General features: G+C 60.6%; 15 protein-coding genes. 11 read left to right on the plus strand and 4 right to left on the minus strand.

Annotated elements, in window-relative coordinates; genetic code table 11:
- The first annotated feature begins 135 nt into the window (after positions 1-135).
- From GM608_RS02495 to GM608_RS02520, 6 genes are all read left to right on the plus strand, one after another.
- A complete protein-coding gene (locus tag GM608_RS02495; protein ID WP_043560776.1) occupies positions 136-1,182 on the plus strand; it encodes a rod shape-determining protein in 1,047 nt (348 codons plus the stop codon).
- A gap of 67 nt (positions 1,183-1,249) precedes the next feature.
- Positions 1,250-2,182, plus strand: a complete 933-nt coding sequence (mreC, locus tag GM608_RS02500) for a rod shape-determining protein MreC (RefSeq protein WP_154981615.1) — start codon at positions 1,250-1,252, stop codon at positions 2,180-2,182.
- A 230-nt stretch (positions 2,183-2,412) separates the two neighbouring features.
- Positions 2,413-2,979 carry a hypothetical protein gene (locus GM608_RS02505; RefSeq protein WP_154981614.1) on the plus strand — a complete coding sequence of 189 codons (567 nt, stop codon included), beginning with the start codon at positions 2,413-2,415 and terminating at the stop codon, positions 2,977-2,979.
- Positions 2,980-3,151: 172 nt separating this feature from the next.
- The gene (gene mrdA, locus GM608_RS02510) at positions 3,152-4,987 is read left to right on the plus strand and encodes a penicillin-binding protein 2 (protein ID WP_227449652.1); all 1,836 of its coding nucleotides are present in this window, start codon (positions 3,152-3,154) and stop codon (positions 4,985-4,987) included.
- 16 nt (positions 4,988-5,003) lie between these two features.
- Positions 5,004-6,158, plus strand: a complete 1,155-nt coding sequence (gene rodA, locus GM608_RS02515; RefSeq protein ID WP_052349127.1) for a rod shape-determining protein RodA — start codon at positions 5,004-5,006, stop codon at positions 6,156-6,158.
- A gap of 88 nt (positions 6,159-6,246) precedes the next feature.
- Positions 6,247-6,903 carry a LysE family translocator gene (locus GM608_RS02520; RefSeq protein ID WP_043561507.1) on the plus strand — a complete coding sequence of 219 codons (657 nt, stop codon included), beginning with the start codon at positions 6,247-6,249 and terminating at the stop codon, positions 6,901-6,903.
- Positions 6,904-6,980: 77 nt separating this feature from the next.
- On the opposite strand, the gene glyS is transcribed toward GM608_RS02520, so the two are convergent.
- Both glyS and GM608_RS02530 read right to left on the minus strand, forming a co-directional pair.
- Positions 6,981-9,086, minus strand: a complete 2,106-nt coding sequence (glyS, locus tag GM608_RS02525) for a glycine--tRNA ligase subunit beta (protein ID WP_333644955.1) — start codon at positions 9,084-9,086, stop codon at positions 6,981-6,983.
- The gene (locus GM608_RS02530) at positions 9,079-9,975 is read right to left on the minus strand and encodes a glycine--tRNA ligase subunit alpha (protein WP_081562978.1); all 897 of its coding nucleotides are present in this window, start codon (positions 9,973-9,975) and stop codon (positions 9,079-9,081) included. Before GM608_RS02530 ends, glyS begins: the two co-directional genes overlap by 8 nt.
- A gap of 279 nt (positions 9,976-10,254) precedes the next feature.
- Between GM608_RS02530 and GM608_RS02535 the strand changes: the two genes are divergently transcribed.
- The 5 genes from GM608_RS02535 (at position 10,255) to GM608_RS02555 (ending at position 17,054) form a co-directional block, all read left to right on the plus strand.
- The gene (locus GM608_RS02535) at positions 10,255-11,040 is read left to right on the plus strand and encodes a DUF2076 domain-containing protein (protein WP_043560769.1); all 786 of its coding nucleotides are present in this window, start codon (positions 10,255-10,257) and stop codon (positions 11,038-11,040) included.
- Between the two features lie 150 nt (positions 11,041-11,190).
- Positions 11,191-12,807 carry an FAD-dependent oxidoreductase gene (locus GM608_RS02540; protein WP_081562979.1) on the plus strand — a complete coding sequence of 539 codons (1,617 nt, stop codon included), beginning with the start codon at positions 11,191-11,193 and terminating at the stop codon, positions 12,805-12,807.
- Between the two features lie 332 nt (positions 12,808-13,139).
- The gene (locus tag GM608_RS02545; protein WP_081562980.1) at positions 13,140-14,090 is read left to right on the plus strand and encodes a GNAT family N-acetyltransferase; all 951 of its coding nucleotides are present in this window, start codon (positions 13,140-13,142) and stop codon (positions 14,088-14,090) included.
- A 192-nt stretch (positions 14,091-14,282) separates the two neighbouring features.
- Entirely contained in the window at positions 14,283-16,103 is a 1,821-nt protein-coding gene (gene aspS / locus GM608_RS02550) for an aspartate--tRNA ligase (protein ID WP_043560765.1), read from the plus strand.
- Between the two features lie 135 nt (positions 16,104-16,238).
- A complete protein-coding gene (locus GM608_RS02555; protein WP_333644957.1) occupies positions 16,239-17,054 on the plus strand; it encodes a nucleotidyltransferase domain-containing protein in 816 nt (271 codons plus the stop codon).
- On the opposite strand, the gene xth is transcribed toward GM608_RS02555, so the two are convergent.
- Entirely contained in the window at positions 17,051-17,821 is a 771-nt protein-coding gene (gene xth, locus GM608_RS02560; RefSeq protein ID WP_333644958.1) for an exodeoxyribonuclease III, read from the minus strand. The genes GM608_RS02555 and xth overlap by 4 nt on opposite strands.
- Positions 17,822-17,848: 27 nt before the next feature.
- Entirely contained in the window at positions 17,849-18,184 is a 336-nt protein-coding gene (locus GM608_RS02565) for an iron-sulfur cluster assembly accessory protein (protein WP_043561500.1), read from the minus strand.
- Positions 18,185-18,326: the final 142 nt, after the last annotated feature.

Genomic DNA, 18,326 nt, shown 5'->3' on the forward strand with positions numbered 1-18,326 from the left:
AAAATATTGTCTCTGGCAGGAATATGGCCTTGCTGAACTGTTGTGGGGCTCTATAATTTGTGGCGAATGCTGTGGGTGGTGTTCTGCTTATTTTCATTCCCCGTGCGTGCGGGGTTATCCGGCCAGGAGTTTTGAATGTTCTCTCGTCTGTTGGGGCTCATTTCCGCTGATATGGCGATCGATCTCGGCACTGCCAATACCCTCGTTTATGTCAAGGGGCGTGGCGTGGTGCTGAGTGAGCCTTCCGTCGTCGCTGTAACGGAAGTGCGCGGGCGCAGACAGGTCCTGGCCGTGGGAAATGAAGCCAAACTGATGGTCGGCCGTACGCCGGGGAACATTCAGGCCATCCGCCCTCTCCGTGACGGTGTCATCGCCGACTTCGAGAGTGCGGAGGAGATGATCAAGCATTTCATCCGCAAGGTTCACAACCGCCGTTCCTTCTTCAGTTCCCAGATCGTCATCTGCGTGCCGTCCGGTTCCACTGCCGTGGAGCGCCGTGCCATCCAGGAGAGTGCAGAGAGTGCTGGTGCCCGCAAGGTCTATCTGATTGAGGAGCCGATGGCCGCAGCCATTGGGGCCGGTCTGGCCGTGACGGAGCCTTCCGGCAGCATGATCGTGGATATCGGTGGGGGAACGACCGAGGTTGCCGTGATCTCCCTTGGCGGGATTGTCTATGCCCGGTCTGTCCGGGTTGGTGGCGACCAGATGGATGAGGCCATCATGGCTTACATCCGTCGCAACTATAACCTCATGATCGGGGAAAGCTCCGCCGAGCGGATCAAGATTGATCTCGGCGCTGCGTCTTTTGACGCCAACATACAGACGGAAGAGCGGACCATGCCGCTCAAGGGGCGTGACCTGCTGAATGGCGTCCCCCGGGAAATCACCGTCAGTGAGGCCCAGATTGCCGAAGCCCTTCAGGAGCCTGTCGGGCATATCATTGATGCCGTAGCCACCGTGCTGGAGCATACACCGCCGGAGCTGGCCGCTGACATCGTGGAGAAGGGCATTGTCCTGTCCGGCGGGGGAGCGCTGCTGCGGCGTCTGGATGATGTCCTGCGTCAGGCTACCGGCCTGCCGGTTTTCGTGGCAGAGAATGCGCTTTCATGCGTGGCTGTGGGGACTGGCCGCACGCTGGAGCACATGCAGCAGCTCCGCAGTGTCCTGAGCAGCATGTATTGATCCCTGGTCTCCGGCGGGGGATGGTATCCTCCGTGACCGGGGGCTGAGCGGAGGGAAAAGGCGGGCCATGGTCTCCATTCACACACGTCAGCTTCTGTCCGGGCTTGTTCTGCCGGTCATGGTTTTTCTGGCTGTGGGGACTGTTCTGGCCGGGCAGATATGGTCGGGCAGGGCCATACAGATTCGCATGGCGGCGGCGCAGAAGGCCGGGGCCATCTATCAGGTTCTGTTGTTCCCTCAGCGGCAGTTTCATGAATGGCAGATCACCCTGCAGGGGGTGGGGGACCTGCTGGCCGCCAATGCGCAGCTTCGGCAGGAAAACCAGAAACTTGCTTACTGGCATGGTGAGGCCCAGACTCTTCGGCAGGAAAATGCCCGTCTGAAGGCTGTGCTGCACTGGGGAGCGGAAGATACCCGGGATTATGTCAGCGGATGGGTCGTTCGGGATGAGAGTGGCCCTTACCTGCGGGCGGTTCTGTTGCAGGTGGGGGAACATCGGGTGCAGCAGGGAAGTCTGGCCGTTGATTCTTTCGGGCTTGTCGGGCGTGTCAGTGAGGTGGGACCGCATGTGGTGCGAGTGCTGCTGATTGAGGATGCTGCCAGCCGGATTCCCGTCACGTTACAGAGCAGCGGGGGGGATGCCATGATGATTGGCGACAATACGCCTTATCCCCGTCTCATGTATTACAATCAGAGCCTCATGCCGGAAGAAGGCGAGCATATCGTCACACGGGGGCAGACAGGCCTGACAGGCGGTGTTGCCGTTGGTCATGTGCATTATCTGGCGCCAGGGCAGCCGGTTGTCATCCCTGATGCCGCTCTGGGAAAACTGGAGCTGGTTCGTATTTTTGATGGTGGCTTTACCCTGGAGGCCCCACCCAGTGCGGGAAGGGTCCGGGAGAAGCCTCCGCTCCTGCCGGATCATCGGGATGGGGAAGCCCCTTCGAATTGGCAGAATCTGCGCCGTTTTCTGCCATTTTCGTCTCTCAGGAACGGCTGAGGGTACTTTCTGGACGGTCGGCGTTCCTGATATACGGTCTCAAATTAAGCCGTTTGTTATCATCAAGGCCTTATAAGGCGGTCAGGTGGCATTTGTGGCACGATTCGGGTAATGGCATGAAACCTGCCCCGAAGGCGTGATCTGCCCTCCAGGGAGGTTTGCTTTCTGTAGAAGAGAGCACTATTTCCGGGAAGGCACGGGGGCGGTGGAGCAGCAACGGGTACGGGGCTATGGCATTACGGTTGGAGCAGGGGCGTCTGGATCATGAGGCGCTGGAGGGAACACGGCAGCGCAAGCTGATGGTTCGTGTGCGGCGCAAGCTGTCCCCCTGTGTCATCATGGTGGTTCTGGCTTTTGTGTTGTCCGCCCCGTTTGGCATACTCGGGCAGACCGAACTCCAGACAGCCCTGACACTGGGGACGGTCTGGTTCTGGGCGCTTTACCGTCCTGCTTTCATGCCCCTGTTCGGGCTGTTCTGTAGTGGGGTGGTGATCGAGTTCTTCAGTGCCAATCCGCCCGGCGTGCTCCTGTTCTGGATGCTGGTAGCCTATGGCGTGGCTCATGGCTGCCGTGTTGGTCTGTCCCGTCGTGGATTCCTGCTTTCCTGGAGCCTGTATGGGGTGATTGTGCTGGGAGAGGCCCTGACAGACTGGGTGTTGATGGTCATCCGGGTCCGGGGGGCGCTGTCGGTCTATCCCATTGTTTTTCAGGAGGCTCTCGCTGTAGGGAGTTATCCCTTTCTGCATGTTCTGTATTTATGGGGGCTTTCTGTTATGGAAAAGCATGACAGACTGTAATAGACTATGACCATCTGAAGTGTGGAAGCCTTGAGTTTTCCTTCCTTAATCTTTTTTTAAGCGTATATTGCAGATGTTCTTCCGGCGTGATGAAACTCGTCCGCCATTTCGGAAACGAAGTGGGCCAGCGGCTGACCTGTCTTTTTCAGAAGAACAGGCTGTCGGTGGGGGTATGTTCACACGCCGTGCCCTGCTGCTTCTGGCAGCGCAGACAGGGGTCATGGGGACGCTTGCCCATCATCTCTATCAGATGCAGGTCGTTCATGGCGATGAGCTGAAGGAGCAGGCACGCCGCAACCGGACCAGCCGCCGCCAGATTGCACCAGCCCGTGGTGAGATCTACGACCGCTGCGGTGTGCTGCTTGCCGGCAACCGTCCCAACTGGCGTGCGCTGATCATGACGGAGGAAACGACGGACCTCCAGGCCGTGGTGGACCGCTTTGCTACGATCGTGCCGCTGGATGACCGTGACCGGGCCCGTATCGAGCATGATCGCAAACATATCCATCGTTACGTCCCGCTGACCCTCAAGGAATTCCTCTCCTGGGATGATGTCGCCCGGCTGGGGCTGAATGCTCCGACCCTGCCCGGTGTTCTGATCGATGTGGGAACAACACGGGAATATCCGTTCAAGGACCTGTTGTCCCATATCATCGGGTATGTGGCCCCTCCCAATGAGACGGATGTCCAGCGGGATGGCATCATGGCCCTGCCGGGGATGAAGGTGGGGCGTGCCGGGGTCGAGCAGACGCAGGAAAGCCATCTGCGTGGACAGCCCGGCACGGTGGAGATGGAGGTCAACGCCCATGGCCGTGTCATGGGCGAGCTTGAGCGTGTGGAAGGCCAGCCCGGGGCCCGGCTGGAGCTGACGCTGGATAGCGCCTTGCAGACCCGCATCCGGGAGCGGATTGGCGAGCGTGTGGCCAGTGCCGTGGTGATGGACTGCCGCAATGGCGAGGTGATGGGGCTGGTCAGCACACCTTCTTTCGACCCGACCCTTTTTGATGGTGGCATCAGCCGGACACAGTGGAACAGTCTGATCACCGACCAGCGCACGCCGCTGGTGGACAAGGCCGTTTCCGGCCTTTATCCGCCGGGCTCCACCTTCAAGCCTGCCGTGGCACTGGCCGCCCTGAAGGCCCATGCCATCACCCCGTCGGACCGTTTTTCCTGTCCGGGTTATTACGACATGGGGGGCGTGCGCTTCCACTGCTGGAGCCGTTACGGTCATGGGTCGATCAACCTGCATCAGGCACTGAAATATTCCTGCGATGTCTATTTCTATCAGGTGGCCCGGCGCTGTGGCATGGAGGCGATTCATGAAGCCGCCGCCTTCCTGGGGCTGGATGGGAAGCTGCCGATAGAGCTGCCCCACATGCGGGCAGGGTCCGTTCCGACCCCGGAGATGCGCCGTCGCCATGGTCACCACTGGAATGGTGGTGATACCGTCAATGCCGGTATTGGGCAGGGGCTGGTGCAGACAACACCTCTGGCACTGGCCACTTATGTATCCCGTCTGGCAACGGGGCGGTTTGTGCAGCCACATCTTCTGCGCTCGGTGAGCGGGCAGGGCATTGCACCGGTTCTGGATCCCCTGCCTTTCGCAAAGGAGGCCCTCGCTGCTGCCCGGGGGGGGATGTTTGCTGTGGTGAATGAGCCACAGGGCACGGCTCCGGCCGCCCGGTTGAGCCTGCCTGGTGTGCAGATGGCTGGCAAGACCGGCTCTGCACAGGTGCGGAACGTGCCGAGAGCCCTGCGTGAGAGCGGGCACTTCAACTCCATGAACCTGCCGTGGCAGTATCGTCCTCATGCGTTGTTCATCTGCTTTGCACCTTATGACAATCCCCGTTATGCGGTGTCTGTCGTGGTGGAGCATGGCAATGCGGGTGCGACCGAGGCGGCCCCTCTGGCTGCACAGATCATGACGGATACTCTCATCAGGGACCCGGCCAGCCGGACCTCCCTGTCCCGGGGGGTCGTGGCGAGGGCTGACGGCCTGGATGACTGAGGGATAGAAGGACGTCATGCCGCTGAAGGACTTCACCGTTCCCCGTACGGCCCGCCGCCTGCTGCGGGCAGAGCCGAACCTGCGCATGTTCTCCCGGCTCTGGCAGATCAACTGGTTCTTTGTTCTGCTGGTCTGCTGTCTGGCCGGTGTGGGGTATGTTGCCCTGTATTCAGCCGGTGGCGGGCGTGCGGAGGCTTTTGCCCAGCCCCAGCTCATCCGTTTCTGTTTCGGTCTGCTGATGATGCTGGGCGTGGCGCTGGCCAGCCCACGGGTCTTGAGGATGCTCTCCGTGCCCATTTATGGGCTGTCCATCCTGCTCCTGGTACTGGTGCTGAAGATGGGGCATGTTGGCAAGGGGGCGGAACGCTGGATCAATCTGGGCGGCTTCCAGTTCCAGCCCTCCGAGTTTGCCAAGATTGCCCTGGTCCTCATGCTTTCAACATGGTTTTACCGGATCGGGCGGGACCGTATGGGCAATCCGCTGCGGCTCATCATCCCGGCGCTTCTGACACTTCTGCCGGTTGTGCTGGTGTTGAAGGAGCCCAATCTGGGGACAGCAACCATTGTTGGTGTGATCGGGGCTTCACTGTTCTTTGCGGCGGGGATGCGGTGGTGGCAGATCATCATCCTTGTTGCGCCCCTGCCGTTTCTGGGGCCCTTCATCTATAATCATCTCCATGATTATCAGAAGGCTCGGATTGATACCTTTCTGCATCCTGAGCACGATCCGCTGGGGGCAGGGTACAACATTCTCCAGTCCCGTATTGCTCTGGGGGCGGGTGGGCGCTGGGGGCAAGGCTACCTGCATGGCACGCAGGGACAGCTGAGCTTCCTGCCGGAGAAACAGACAGACTTCATCTTCACCATGATCGGGGAGGAATGGGGGTATGTCGGGGGTGTGGCCGTCATCGGGCTACTGTTCCTGATCCTGCTGAGCAGCATGCTGATTGCCCTGCGTTGTCGGAACCGCTTTGGCCGGCTGGTCGGGCTGGGCATCGCCATGGATTTCTTCCTGTATTGCGTGGTCAATCTCTCCATGGTCATGGGGGTCATCCCGGTGGGAGGCGTGCCGCTACCGCTGATCTCCTATGGAGGGTCAGCCATGCTGACCATGATGTTCGGTTTCGGTCTGCTGCTTTCCAGCTGGGTGCATCGGGATGACCCTGACTGATCTATTGGAACCGTAGGGCCGAGACCCCATCTGGAGGAGGTCGGGTTGCGGAGTATCGTGGCCGGTTTTTTTCAGGTGTCTGTTTTTTATGCATCAGTGGCTTCTTCCCCTGCTGGCTTTTACGACCGCAGCGGCAATTTTCACCATCACGCCGGGGCTGGACTCCGTCATGGTCCTGCGGACGGCTGCCTCCGATGGGCGCCGTGCTGGGATCGGGGCCATTTTTGGCATTGCCGTGGGGCTGAGCCTCTGGGGGCTGGCAGCGGCCTTCGGGCTGACAGCCCTTCTGGCGGCGTCTTCCACGGCGTTCTTCGTCGTCAAATGTGTTGGTGCGGTTTATCTGGTCTGGATGGGCGTCAGCCAGCTTCTGCGCCCCCGTATGGCACTGACGACGGAGGCCGGGCCGGAGCAGGCCCGGCGGGTGGAACATCGCAACGCCTTCTGGCCGGGATTCCGCCGTGGGATGCTGACGGACCTGCTCAACCCCAAGGCGGGTATTTTCGTGATCACCTTTTTCCCTCAGTTCATCCCGCCTGCCACGGATGTGGTGGCGTTTACGCTCGTGCAGGTGGTGATCCAGGTTGTGCTGACCTTCATATGGCTGGGGCTGCTGGTGGCCCTGACGGTCCCGCTGGCACAGTTCTTCAACAGGCCCGTCGTGGTGCGCCGTCTGGACCGGCTGACCGGGCTGGTCTTCATCGGTTTCGGAGCCAAGATATTCCTGACAGACAGTCCCTCGCACTGAGAGGGACACATAAAAAAGGCCGGTGAGAGAACGCTCCCACCGGCCTTTTTATCGTAGCCTGTTTGTGAGACTGAAGCTCAGCCTTCGATCCGGCCAAAATCAGCAATCAGCTGGCCACTGCGGCTGAAGGCCGACAGCAGGCGCAGACGGTTGAGACGCTGGCCAGCATCTTCCGCATTGACGGTCACAGCCTCGAAGAAGCGGTCCATGATCGGACGCAGGGCGGCGAGATGCTGCATGGCACTGGTGAAGTCATCATCGGCCAGACTGGCCGTGATCTTCGGCCCGGCTTCATTCAGGGCCGCATCCAGGTCACGTTCCTCATCCTGTACATAGAGTGCCGCTTCAGGGGCCTGATGGTGCGGGCCGTCCTTTTTCTCCTCGATGCGCAGGATGTTCGTGGCCCGGCGGTAGGCTGCCAGAAGGTTCTGCCCGTCTTCCGTGCCCATCATGTCGGACAGGGCCTCCACACGGCTGAGCAGGCGGACCAGGTCGCCATCCAGATGATCGGTGAAGAGGCTCCTGTTTTCCTGCACCTGTGTGACGGCCAGCGTGGCATCCAGCACGTCGTGACGGCGTCCTTCATTGCGGAGCTGGACCCGGAGCCTGTCGGTGAAGAAGGGTTCCAGCTCACCCAGAGCGGAATCTTTGCCCTCCTTCCCGGCATAGGCCTCAGCTGCTCTGGAAAGCAGGCTGCCGAGGTCGATACGCAGGCCATTGTCCCGGATGGTGCGGATCACCCCAAGGGCGGCACGGCGCAGGCCATACGGGTCGCCAGAGCCGGTGGGGGTTTCCCCGATGGCGAAGAACCCGGCCAGCATGTCCAGCCGGTCCGCCAGAGCGACGGCAACGGAGACGGGAGCACTGGCCGTGCCATCCTGCAATCCACGGGGCATGTAATGTTCGGCAACGGCCTGGGCTACTTCCGGGGCTTCACCATCATGGGCGGCGTAATAGCCGCCCATCACGCCCTGAAGCTCGGGGAACTCACCGACCATGCCGGTCGTTAGGTCGGCCTTGGCGAGCAGACCGGCCCGTTCGGCGTGTTTTACCTGTGCGTCACTCAGCTGCATGGCCGTGGCGATGATGCCTGCCAGAGTGCTGATGCGCCGTGCCCGCTCTTCCTGAGTGCCCAGTTTCGCATGGAAGGTGACAGGCTTCAGGGCCTCGACACGGCCGGCCAGTTTCGTCTTGCGGTCGAGGTCCCAGAAATGGCGGGCATCGGCGAAGCGGGCCCGCAGGACACGTTCATTCCCAGCGATGCAGAGCGTGCCGCCGTCGCTGAAGGTCTGGTTGGCCACGAAGGCGAAATAGGGAGCGGCTTTGCCGTCTTTCGTGCGCAGGGCAAAGTACCGCTGGTTGACCCGCATGGAGACCTGCATGACTTCCGGTGGAAGGTCCATGAAGGCATCATCGATGCGGCCCAGCAGGGGCACGGGATATTCCACCAGCCCGCTGACTTCACGGACCAGCCCTTCATCCTCGACAAGCGCCAGCCCCTTCTCATCAGCGAGCGCATGGACACCCTGACGGATGAGATCGGCCCGTTTCTCCTCGTTGATGACGACGTGGCGGGCTTCCAGCTCCTTCAGCCACTGTTCCGTGCCGGTGACGGTGAACGTGCCGGGGGAGAGGATGCGGTGGCCTTCGGTCACGTTGCCGCTCTTCAGCCCGTGGGCGTCGTCATCCTGACGGGCCAGGGTGAAGGGAACTGTCTGGCCATCCAGCAGGCAGACAACGTGATGGAGCGGGCGTACCCAGGTGAAGAGGGAGCCATTGCCCCAGCGCATGGCCTTGGGCCACGGGAACTTCCAGAGGAGGTCCGGCAGCTGTTCGGCAACCAGCTCCGCCGCCCTGACTGGCGGCAGGGTACGGTTGAGAACCCAGAAACCGTTTTCCTTCGTCAGCTCATCGGGGCTGACGCCATGCTTGCGGGAGAACCCGGCAAGGGCCTTTTCCGGGGCAGTTTCCCGGGGGCCACGTTCGGAAATGGTGCGGGTGGGGATGCTCTCATCCACCTCGAGGCTGGCCGCAATGTGGCGGGCACCATGAAAGCTGCGGATGTTGCGGGGGTTCAGATCGGCGAGGGCCTGTTCCAGCAGGCGGGCGAGGTCCTCGGCAGCACGGGCCTGCATCCCGGAGGGGATTTCCTCGCAGAAGAGGTCAAGAAGCAGTTCAGCCATGGGTGGTTTCCTCCTCGTCTCCAGCAAGCCATGCTTCGCAGGCAGCTTTGGCCAGCGTGCGTACACGCCCGATATAGGAGGCACGTTCTGAAACAGAAATGACCCCTCGTGCATCCAGCAGATTGAACAGATGGGAGGCCTTCAGGCACTGGTCATAGGCGGGCTGGGCCACGCCAGCTTCGGAGAGGCGGATGGACTCAGCCTCGGCTGCCCGGAACTGCGCCAGAAGCATGTCCGTATCAGCCAGCTCGAAATTGTGCCGTGAATAGTCCCGCTCTGCCCGGAGGAAGACATCTCCATAGGTCAGGCCCCGGCCATTGAAGTCGAGGTCATAGACATTCTCGACCCCCTGCACATACATGGCCAGACGTTCCAGCCCGTAGGTCAGCTCGGTGGAGGGAACGACGGTCGGGATGCCACCAACCTGCTGGAAGTAGGTAAACTGTGTGACTTCCATGCCGTCGCACCAGACCTCCCAGCCCAGCCCCCAGGCCCCGATGGTGGGGTTTTCCCAGTCATCCTCCACGAAACGGATGTCGTGCTTTTCCGGGTCGATCCCGATGGCCCGGTAGCTTTCCAGCAGCAGGTCCTGGCTTTCCTGCGGGGTGGGTTTGAGCAGCACCTGATACTGGTAATAATGCTGGAGGCGGTTCGGGTTCTCGCCATAACGGCCGTCGGACGGGCGGCGGCAGGGCTGCACATAGGCGGCAGCCCACGGCTTGCGGCCCAGTGCCCGCAGGGTCGTGTGAGGGGACAGTGTACCCGCACCCAGTTCAGTATCGTAAGGCTGGAGAATGGCACAGCCCTTCTGTGACCAGAACTGATGAAGGCGCAGGATCAGATCCTGAAAGCAGGGGGGCCGGGATGTGGACAATTCACTAGGCTCCATTAACGTAAAGATGTCTGCATATTACAGGATGAGAGGCCGGATCACCAGCGGGTAGGGGTGGGAGAGGGTAAAGAAGTTGCCGCCGTGCAGGGTGGTTTCTTAAGATGGTCTTTACGGCAGGTGCATTCTGTGGGCCTCTGCCGGGAGAAGAGGGGGGCCAAGACCCTTGCGGGGGATGGAGAGCTGTATCATATCATGTGGCATGAAGAGACAGCGCCCATGTCGCGCCCCGCCCGGGCGGGCAGGGGCTGCTGAGCAGTTGTGAAGGACAGCACGCCCATGAACTCGGAAGAACGTGATCTCATAAGTCGCTTTGTTGCCCGTGTTGGGGGAGGCGTGGGGCTGCCGAATGGCCAGAGCCCGGCGTCCCTGCCGCCGATCGACCCGGAGGCAGACCGCTTCATCGCCGAGAATTTCCAGCGTTTCCCGGAGGCCCGCTACCGTATCACGCAGCTGGCTGTCGTGCAGGAGGCGGCTCTCTCCCAGGCGCAGGCCCGCATCCGTGATCTGGAGTTCCAGCTCCAGCAGGCGAGGGGGCAGATCGCCCAGCTCCAGCAGCAGGCCAGTCAGCCGGGGCAGCAGTCAGGTGGGTTCTTCTCCGGGCTGTTCGGTCGGGGGGCTTCTGCGTCCGCTCCACCGCCCCGCGGGGCCTCCCTGCCACCGGGCTGGGGGCCTGCCTCTGGTGCTGCTGCGCCGGAGATGGGGCGGAGTTATGCCCCGCCACCGGGTTATCAGCCGGGTATGTTCGGGCGGTCCGGCTCCGGCTTTCTGGGGTCTGCCCTGTCCACGGCGGCCGGTGTCGCAGGCGGGATGATGGCGGCCCATGCGCTGGAGGGTCTGTTCTCCGGGGAGCATGGCCATGAAGGTGTCGGTGGTGCTGGCGATGGTTTTGGCAGTGAAACGACCATCATCAACAATTATGGGGACAATTATTCTGATCCGTTTGCCGGAAGCGGGACAGATGCCGCAGGGTTCTCTCCGCAGGATTTTGGCCCGCAGGATGCGCCGGTTGATAATGGCGGTGGCTTCGGTGGTGATGACATCGACAGGGACGATTTTTTCTGAGATCGGCTCCGAACGGAGCATGATGCAGGCGGGGCCTTCAGGGGCCCCGTCTTGTCATCATGGAGTACATATTCCGGCCGTGATGGCCCCATGTTCGGAACAGGCTATGTGACCGCCGGGGGCTGACAGAAAGGGACAGGACAGAGAGTTATGGAAAAAGCCCCCCAGCCCGTTCTCGGGCCTGATGCCAGCGCTGAGACACCGGACCAGCAGCCGGACCGGACCCTGTATGATGTGGCTGCTGTTGAGGATGTCAGGGAAGGAGAGGTTTTTTCTGTCATCATCAAGGAGCAGTCCATTGCTCTCGTGCGTGTCGGGGGGGAGGTTCATGCGCTGGGGGGGCGTTGCCCGCACAAGGGGGCGCCGCTGCGGGGGCGTCTGCACTGTTACAGCAAGGCTCACGGTGATGTGATTGTCTGCCCGTGGCATAAGGCGGTGTTTGGCGTACGGGATGGCCGGGTGAAGGAGCCGGTCGCCTTTTCTGGCCTGCCCGTCTATCCTGTCCGCCTCGTGGAGGGGCGGGTGCTGGTCGGGGTCAGTCCTTTGCCTGCCAGAGTTCCTGAGCCCTGCATGGAGGACAGTTCCGTGCTGGTGCTGGGTGGCGGTGCGGCGGCAGCCAGTGCCATCTATACCCTGCGTGAGGAGGGTTTTGCCGGTAGTATCATCCTCATCGGAGATGAGAGCCTGCCTCCTTATGACCGTCCATCGCTCAGCAAGGGCATTTTTCTTGGGGGGCCGGACAAGGTTCAGCCTCCGCTGCTGCTGAATGATGCTTTTTTTGCCCATCATGAGATCACCCGTGTGCAGGGGACAATCACCAGTCTGGACTGCACGGCAAAGCGTGTCGAACTGGCTGACGGGCGGGATTACAGTGCGGACCATGTGCTGATCACGACAGGGGGGCGGCCTGCGAAGCCGGATCTTCCCGGCATCGAGCTGACCGGGGTGATGACCATGCATGGCGTGCAAGATGCCCGCCAGATTGCAGAGGAGATCACGGGGGAGCAGGCTGTCGTGCTGATAGGTGGCGGGCTGACCACGTTGGAGCTGGCTTCTGCCCTGCGGCAGAAAGGGGCTGGTGTGACGGTGATTGCCCCGGAGCAGGTCATTCCCATGGAGGCCCAGTGGGGGCGGGAGGTCGGGCGCATCCTGCTGCGCCTGCACGCTGACAATGGCGTAGCTTTCATCACGGATAGTGAAGTGGTGAACATATACGGAAAGGACCATGTGGAGGGCATCGAGCTTGATGATGGCATGAAGCTGCCCTGCACCCATGTTCTGGTGGCTGTCGGCAATGAGCCATGCCGCAGTTTCCTGCCTGATGATGTTGGGACGGACGCTGATGGTGGGGTGTCTGGCATTGTTGTGGATGAGGACATGCGGGTTCTGCCCGGCATTTATGCGGCGGGGGATGTGGCCGCCTTCCAACATGAAGGAACGCTTTGTCGCATTGAACACTGGCGTCAGGCGCAGATAGAGGGGCGGGCCGCTGCCCGGACTATTCTTGGTCTGTCCCGGCAGCCCATGCCCATCCCCTGGTACTGGACCCAGCAGTTCGGCAAAAAGCTGGAATATATGGGGTGGGGAGAGCCGTTCGACCGGGTCCTGATAGAAGGGGACTTGAGCGGGTTCGACTTCATGGCGGCTTACATGAGGGGGCAGAAGGTGGTGGCGCTGGTTTCGGCTGGCCGGTCTTCCGCCATGGCTCGTGCTGCGGTCGATTTTGATGGGTTCGTTGCAAAAGAGGTGCGGACAAGCATCGTGTGATAGGGCTTGCATCCTGTTTGTTCCACATGGTTAACGGCTGCCTTCTGCAGGGCAGCCGTTTTCTGTTTCCGCAGCTGTTTTGTCGGGAGAGGGGGACATGGGATGGCATGACTGTCAGCCCATGCTCATGCCGTGGGTATAAGTGAGAGTCTTCGTATCTGTTCTGCAATAATTGTAAGTTCTGTTTTTACCAAAAAGAAATATTAATGATAAATTATGAGTGTGTCATGTGATATTGATTTGCAAATTAAAAAAATAATTAATTTTTATATGATTAGGCAAGTGCTATGAGGCGCCATCCATTCTTTTGTTACAACATGTATTGAGATATTATGCCAGATACTGCACCGTCTCGTCCGCATACTTCCATTTTTCATCAGGAATGGTGGCTTGCTACGGCCAGTCGGCAGGCAGTGTCCTTCATTGATGTGGAAATGGGGGGCAGGGTTGTTTCCCGTTTTCCTTTCGTAATGAAAAAGAGGCTTGGCTCTCCTGTCATCAGGATGCCCAAATATACCCGCACGCTGGGGCCGGATTTTGCTCTGCCACCATCAAAAACATTTCGCCAGGAGCAAAATATCAGGCATGTCGTGGACAGGACCGTTGCCAGCCTGCCCAAATATCATGGTGTCCATTTCTATCTGGACCCCGACAATGCGTCCTCCTTTGCGTTCAGGCTGGCTGGGTTCAGGGTGTACCAGGATTTCACCTTCCGCATCATGCCTGAAAAAACTCTGGACATGGCCTGGCAGGATTGTGACCAGAAGACCCGCAACCTCATCCGCACGGCGGATAAAAAACTCACTGTCCAGCAGTCTGGGGATGTGGCTCCGTTCATCGACCTGGTCAGGCAGGAACTGCCACAGAACCATCATGACTATGCCCTGCTGGAAGACCTGTTTACGGAGGCCCGTAATCGGGACCAGGCCATGGCGCTCTATGCTCATGATGGGGGCGTGCCCGTCTCGGCAGCCCTGCTCGTCTGGGATGACAGGGTGCTGTACTACTGGCAGGCCGTCCGTGTCCGCCGCTCCAGAGTGCCGGGCATGAACATGCTGCTGATCTGGAAGGCGATCGAGGAAGCCAAGAGGCGCAACCTGATTTTTGATTTCGATGGTTTCGGGTCTGTCAGAACGGCCAAGATGCTGGCCAGTTTCGGGCAGAAGCCGGTCATAAGGCCGGAAATCCGCTTCGAGACGCCCCTTTACGCCATGAAGTGCCGTCTCATCAATGTTGTCCGGCGGCATGTGCTCAGGAAGTACCGGGGTTACGATCTTTTCTGAGGCCATCATCTGGCCCTGGTTCCGGGGTGGTGGCGCTGATTAGGATTGGCTTTTCCACCACGATTGGGGTAGGAAATCCCTTACGGGGAGAGCTGCGTTCAGGGCGTGGCCGCCATTCCATGTAGCGAGCCGGAGCATTGGGCACAGCCTGTGCGGAGCCGGGTCACAGACAGATTGACGAGGTTTGAATTCATGCATCAGTACCGTACCCATTTCTGCAACGCCCTGCGTGCTGATGATGCAGGCAGGACCGTACGGCTGTCGGGCTGGATTCACAGCAAGCGTGACCATGGCGGGCTGCTCTTCATCGACCTGCGGGACAATTATGGCGTGACGCAGATCGTCGTTCCGTCCGAAGGGGCGCTGCTGGAACAGGCCGAGCGTCTGCGGGTGGAGAGCGTCATCACCGTGACGGGTGAGGTCGTGGTGCGTGAGGAGGGGCAGCGCAACCCTTCCCTGCCAACGGGTGATGTGGAGGTCCGGGCCAGCGGGATTGACGTGCAGTCCCGGGCGGAGGTTCTGCCCTTCCAGGTGGCCGGGCAGGAGAACTATCCCGAGGACCTGCGCCTGAAATACCGTTACATCGACCTGCGCCGGGAGAAGATGCACCGCAACATCATGCTGCGCAGCCAGGTCATCACCAGCCTGCGCCGCCGCATGGTCGAGCAGGGCTTCACGGAATTCCAGACTCCCATCCTGACGGCCTCCTCCCCGGAAGGCGCACGGGACTTCCTCGTTCCGGCCCGTCTGCATCCCGGCAAGTTCTACGCCCTGCCGCAGGCTCCGCAGCAGTTCAAGCAGCTGGCGATGGTGGCCGGGTTCGACCGTTATTTCCAGATCGCCCCCTGCTTCCGTGATGAGGCCTCCCGTGCGGATCGCAGCCCTGGCGAGTTCTATCAGCTCGATTTCGAGATGTCCTTCGTCACGCAGGAAGACATCTTCAGCGTGCTGGAGCCGGTTCTGGCTGGCGTGTTCAACGAATTCACACCGGAAGGCTGGAAGATCACGGACGGGGCCTTCCCCCGCATCCCGTATGCCGATGCGATGCGGGATTACGGGTCCGACAAGCCGGACCTCCGCAACCCGCTCATCATCAGGGACGTGACGGAACAGTTCGCTGACTCCGGTTTCGGTCTGTTCGCCCGCATTGCAGCCTCTGGTGGCCGTGTGCGTGCCATCCCCGCACCGGGTGCGGGCAGCCGCCCCCGGGCGTTCTTCGACAAGCTCAATAACTGGGCACGGGATCAGGGGGCCGGGGGCCTCGGTTACATCATCTTTGATGAGGAAGGTGGCAAGGGGCCGATCGCCAAGAACCTGGAAGCTGACCGTGTCGAGAAAATCCGTGAAATCTGCGGCCTGAAGGCCGGTGATGCGGTCTTCTTTGCAGCGGGCAAGGGGGATGAGGTCGTCAAGTTCTCCGGCGTGGTGCGGACGAAGGTGGCGACCGATCTGGATCTCATCGAGAAGAATGCCTTCCGCTTCTGCTGGGTCGTGGACTTCCCGATGTATGAGCGCAACGAGGAAACGGGCGAGATCGACTTCTCCCACAATCCGTTCTCCATGCCGCAGGGCGGTCTGGAAGCCCTGAACACGCAGGACCCGCTGACCATCAAGGCCTATCAGTACGACATCGTCTGTAACGGTGTGGAGCTGTCCTCCGGTGCCGTGCGTAACCACCTGCCGGACGTGATGCTGCGGGCCTTCGAGATCGCCGGTTATGGCCCGGATGTGGTGGAGGCCCGCTTTGGCGGGATGCTCAATGCGTTCCGTTATGGTGCCCCGCCGCATGGTGGCGCTGCGCCGGGTGTGGACCGTATCGTCATGCTGCTGGCTGATGAGCCGAACATCCGTGAGGTCATTCTCTTCCCGCTGAACCAGAGCGGTGAGGACCTGATGATGGAAGCTCCGGCTCCGGTCGAGCCTGCCCGCCTGAAGGAACTTTCCCTCAAGCTGGACCTGCCCAAGCCGAAGCCCTCTGCTGGTGGCAGCAAAGCTCAGGAAAAGCAGGGCTGATTCTGGTTCTCTGATCTGTTGATCTGATCCGGGCAAGGCCGGGGCGGCGCGATCCGCTCCGGCCTTTTTCGTGTCAGGTGTTTCTTCCTGCGCCGCTCTGTCCCATTCTGGGAAAGAAAGGGAAGGAGACCTGTCATGAATTTTGATGAGATCATGCCGGATTATGTGCCGGAAATTGCACCGGACATACGGGAGGAGGTCATGACCATCCTGCGTCAGATCGAGCGGGACCATGATGTTGACATCCTGTTCGCTGTGGAAAGTGGTAGCCGGGCCTGGGGCTTTCCCTCACCGGACAGTGACTACGATGTCCGCTTCATCTACCGTCACAGGCTGGACTGGTACCTGTCCCTGAAGCCGGGCCGGGACGTGATCGAGCTGCCCATTTCCGATGATCTGGACGTGAATGGCTGGGACCTGCGCAAGGCCCTGAACCTGCTGACGAAACCCAACCCAACCCTGATGGAGTGGCTGGTCAGCCCGGTGCGTTATCTGTGGCGGGAGGAAGCGGATGAGCTGGCTGCTTTTGCCAGACAGGTCGAAGCTGGACTGAGCTGCCAGCTTCACTACCTGAATCTGGGCCGCAACAGCTGGAGACGGGCGATCCGGGAGGATGGCAGCACGCATTACAAGCGGCTCTTCTATGCGCTTCGTCCAGCCATGGCCTTACGCTGGATGCGCCTGCATGAGCATGGCCAGCCTCCGATGAACTTTCAGGCCCTCTGTCAGGGCTGCGACCTTCCGGCTGCCGTGCTCAGGCCCATCCGGGAGCTGCTGCACCTCAAGTCCAGAAGCCGGGAGCAGCAGAGCGGCCCCTCCATCCCTGCCGTGAATGAGCTGATCGAAGCCGAATTCGCCCATGCCGAGGCCATGACCCTGCCAAGGCCGGGCATGGACGTGCATGAGCAGGCCGAAGCCTTGTTTCGGAAGCTGGTGAAAGCCGAGCTCTAGGAAAGGCTGACCACTACCGGCACATGGTCGGATGGCTTTTCCCGTCCCCGTTCGTCCTTGTCGATGGTGAAGCCGGTCAGGTGGTCGGCAAGGCGGGGGGAGAGCAGGGCATGGTCGATCCGCAGGCCGGAATTGCGCTGGTAGGCTCCCGCCTGATAGTCCCAGAACGTGTAATGCCGCCCCGCAGGGTGCAGGCAGCGCAAGGCGTCCGTCAGGCCGGACCAGAGAAGGCGGCGGAAGCCCGCACGGCTTTCCGGGCGGAGCAGGGCATCGTCCGGGGACAGGGCCTTGGGGGCGTAATCCTCATCTGTCGGGCAGACATTGTAATCCCCGATGAAGGTAAAGGATCGTTCCTCTTTCTGCAGGGTCAGGGACCGCTGGTGCAGGGCCTCAAGAAAGTTCAGCTTTTTGGCGAAACCGGCGTCCCCGCCTGAATTGCCATTGGGCAGGTAGAGATTGCCGATGGTGACCCCTTCAAGCTCCGTCTCGATGTAGCGGGCCTCGTCACTCTCGAAGCCGGGCAGATGATCGGTCGTGACGGTCAGAGGGACACGGCTGATGAGAGCCACCCCATTATAGGCCTTCTGCCCCGCCACGGCGGCGTGAAATCCGGCTTCCTCAAAGAGTTTCGGAAACTGGTGCGCCTCGCACTTGATCTCCTGAAGGCACAGCAGGGTGCAGTCCGGGTTACGGTCCAGCCAGTCCTTTACCAGATGGGCACGGGTGCGGATGGAGTTGATGTTCCAGCTGGCAAAGGTCAGGGACATGGGGTGGCGGGCCTCCAGAGTGAAAAGTCAGGCGAGGGAGAAGCTGCTGCCACACCCGCAGGATGAGGCGGCATTGGGGTTGTTGACGGTGAAATGGGCACCCATCAGCTTGTCGATGAAGTCCAGCTCGGCCCCTTCCAGAAGGTCGAAGCTGACGGGGTCGATGAACACGCGGGCCCCGTCCTTTTCGATCAGATGGTCACCAGCCTTTTTCTCCCGCACCAGTTTGAACTGGTACTGGAAGCCATTGCATCCTCCGGCGAGAACGGACACACGCAGGGCCATGCCGTCCGGTTCGGACTGCTGGCTGATGATCTCTGCAATGCGGGCAGCTGCCGCCCCTGAAATGCTAAAATCGGCCACGGACAATCTCCATAATCATCACAAAATTTCACGCCATTGCAGCATACATGGCGGAGAGATGTTGACACTATAAGGCCGGCCGCCAAGAATCGAAACCGGAAAGGCTGTATGCTTCGTGCGGCCCGCTCGGATATGGGGATGG

Origin of the sequence: Bombella sp. ESL0380 (assembly GCF_009725805.1) — a bacterium.
Lineage (GTDB): Bacteria > Pseudomonadota > Alphaproteobacteria > Acetobacterales > Acetobacteraceae > Bombella > Bombella apis.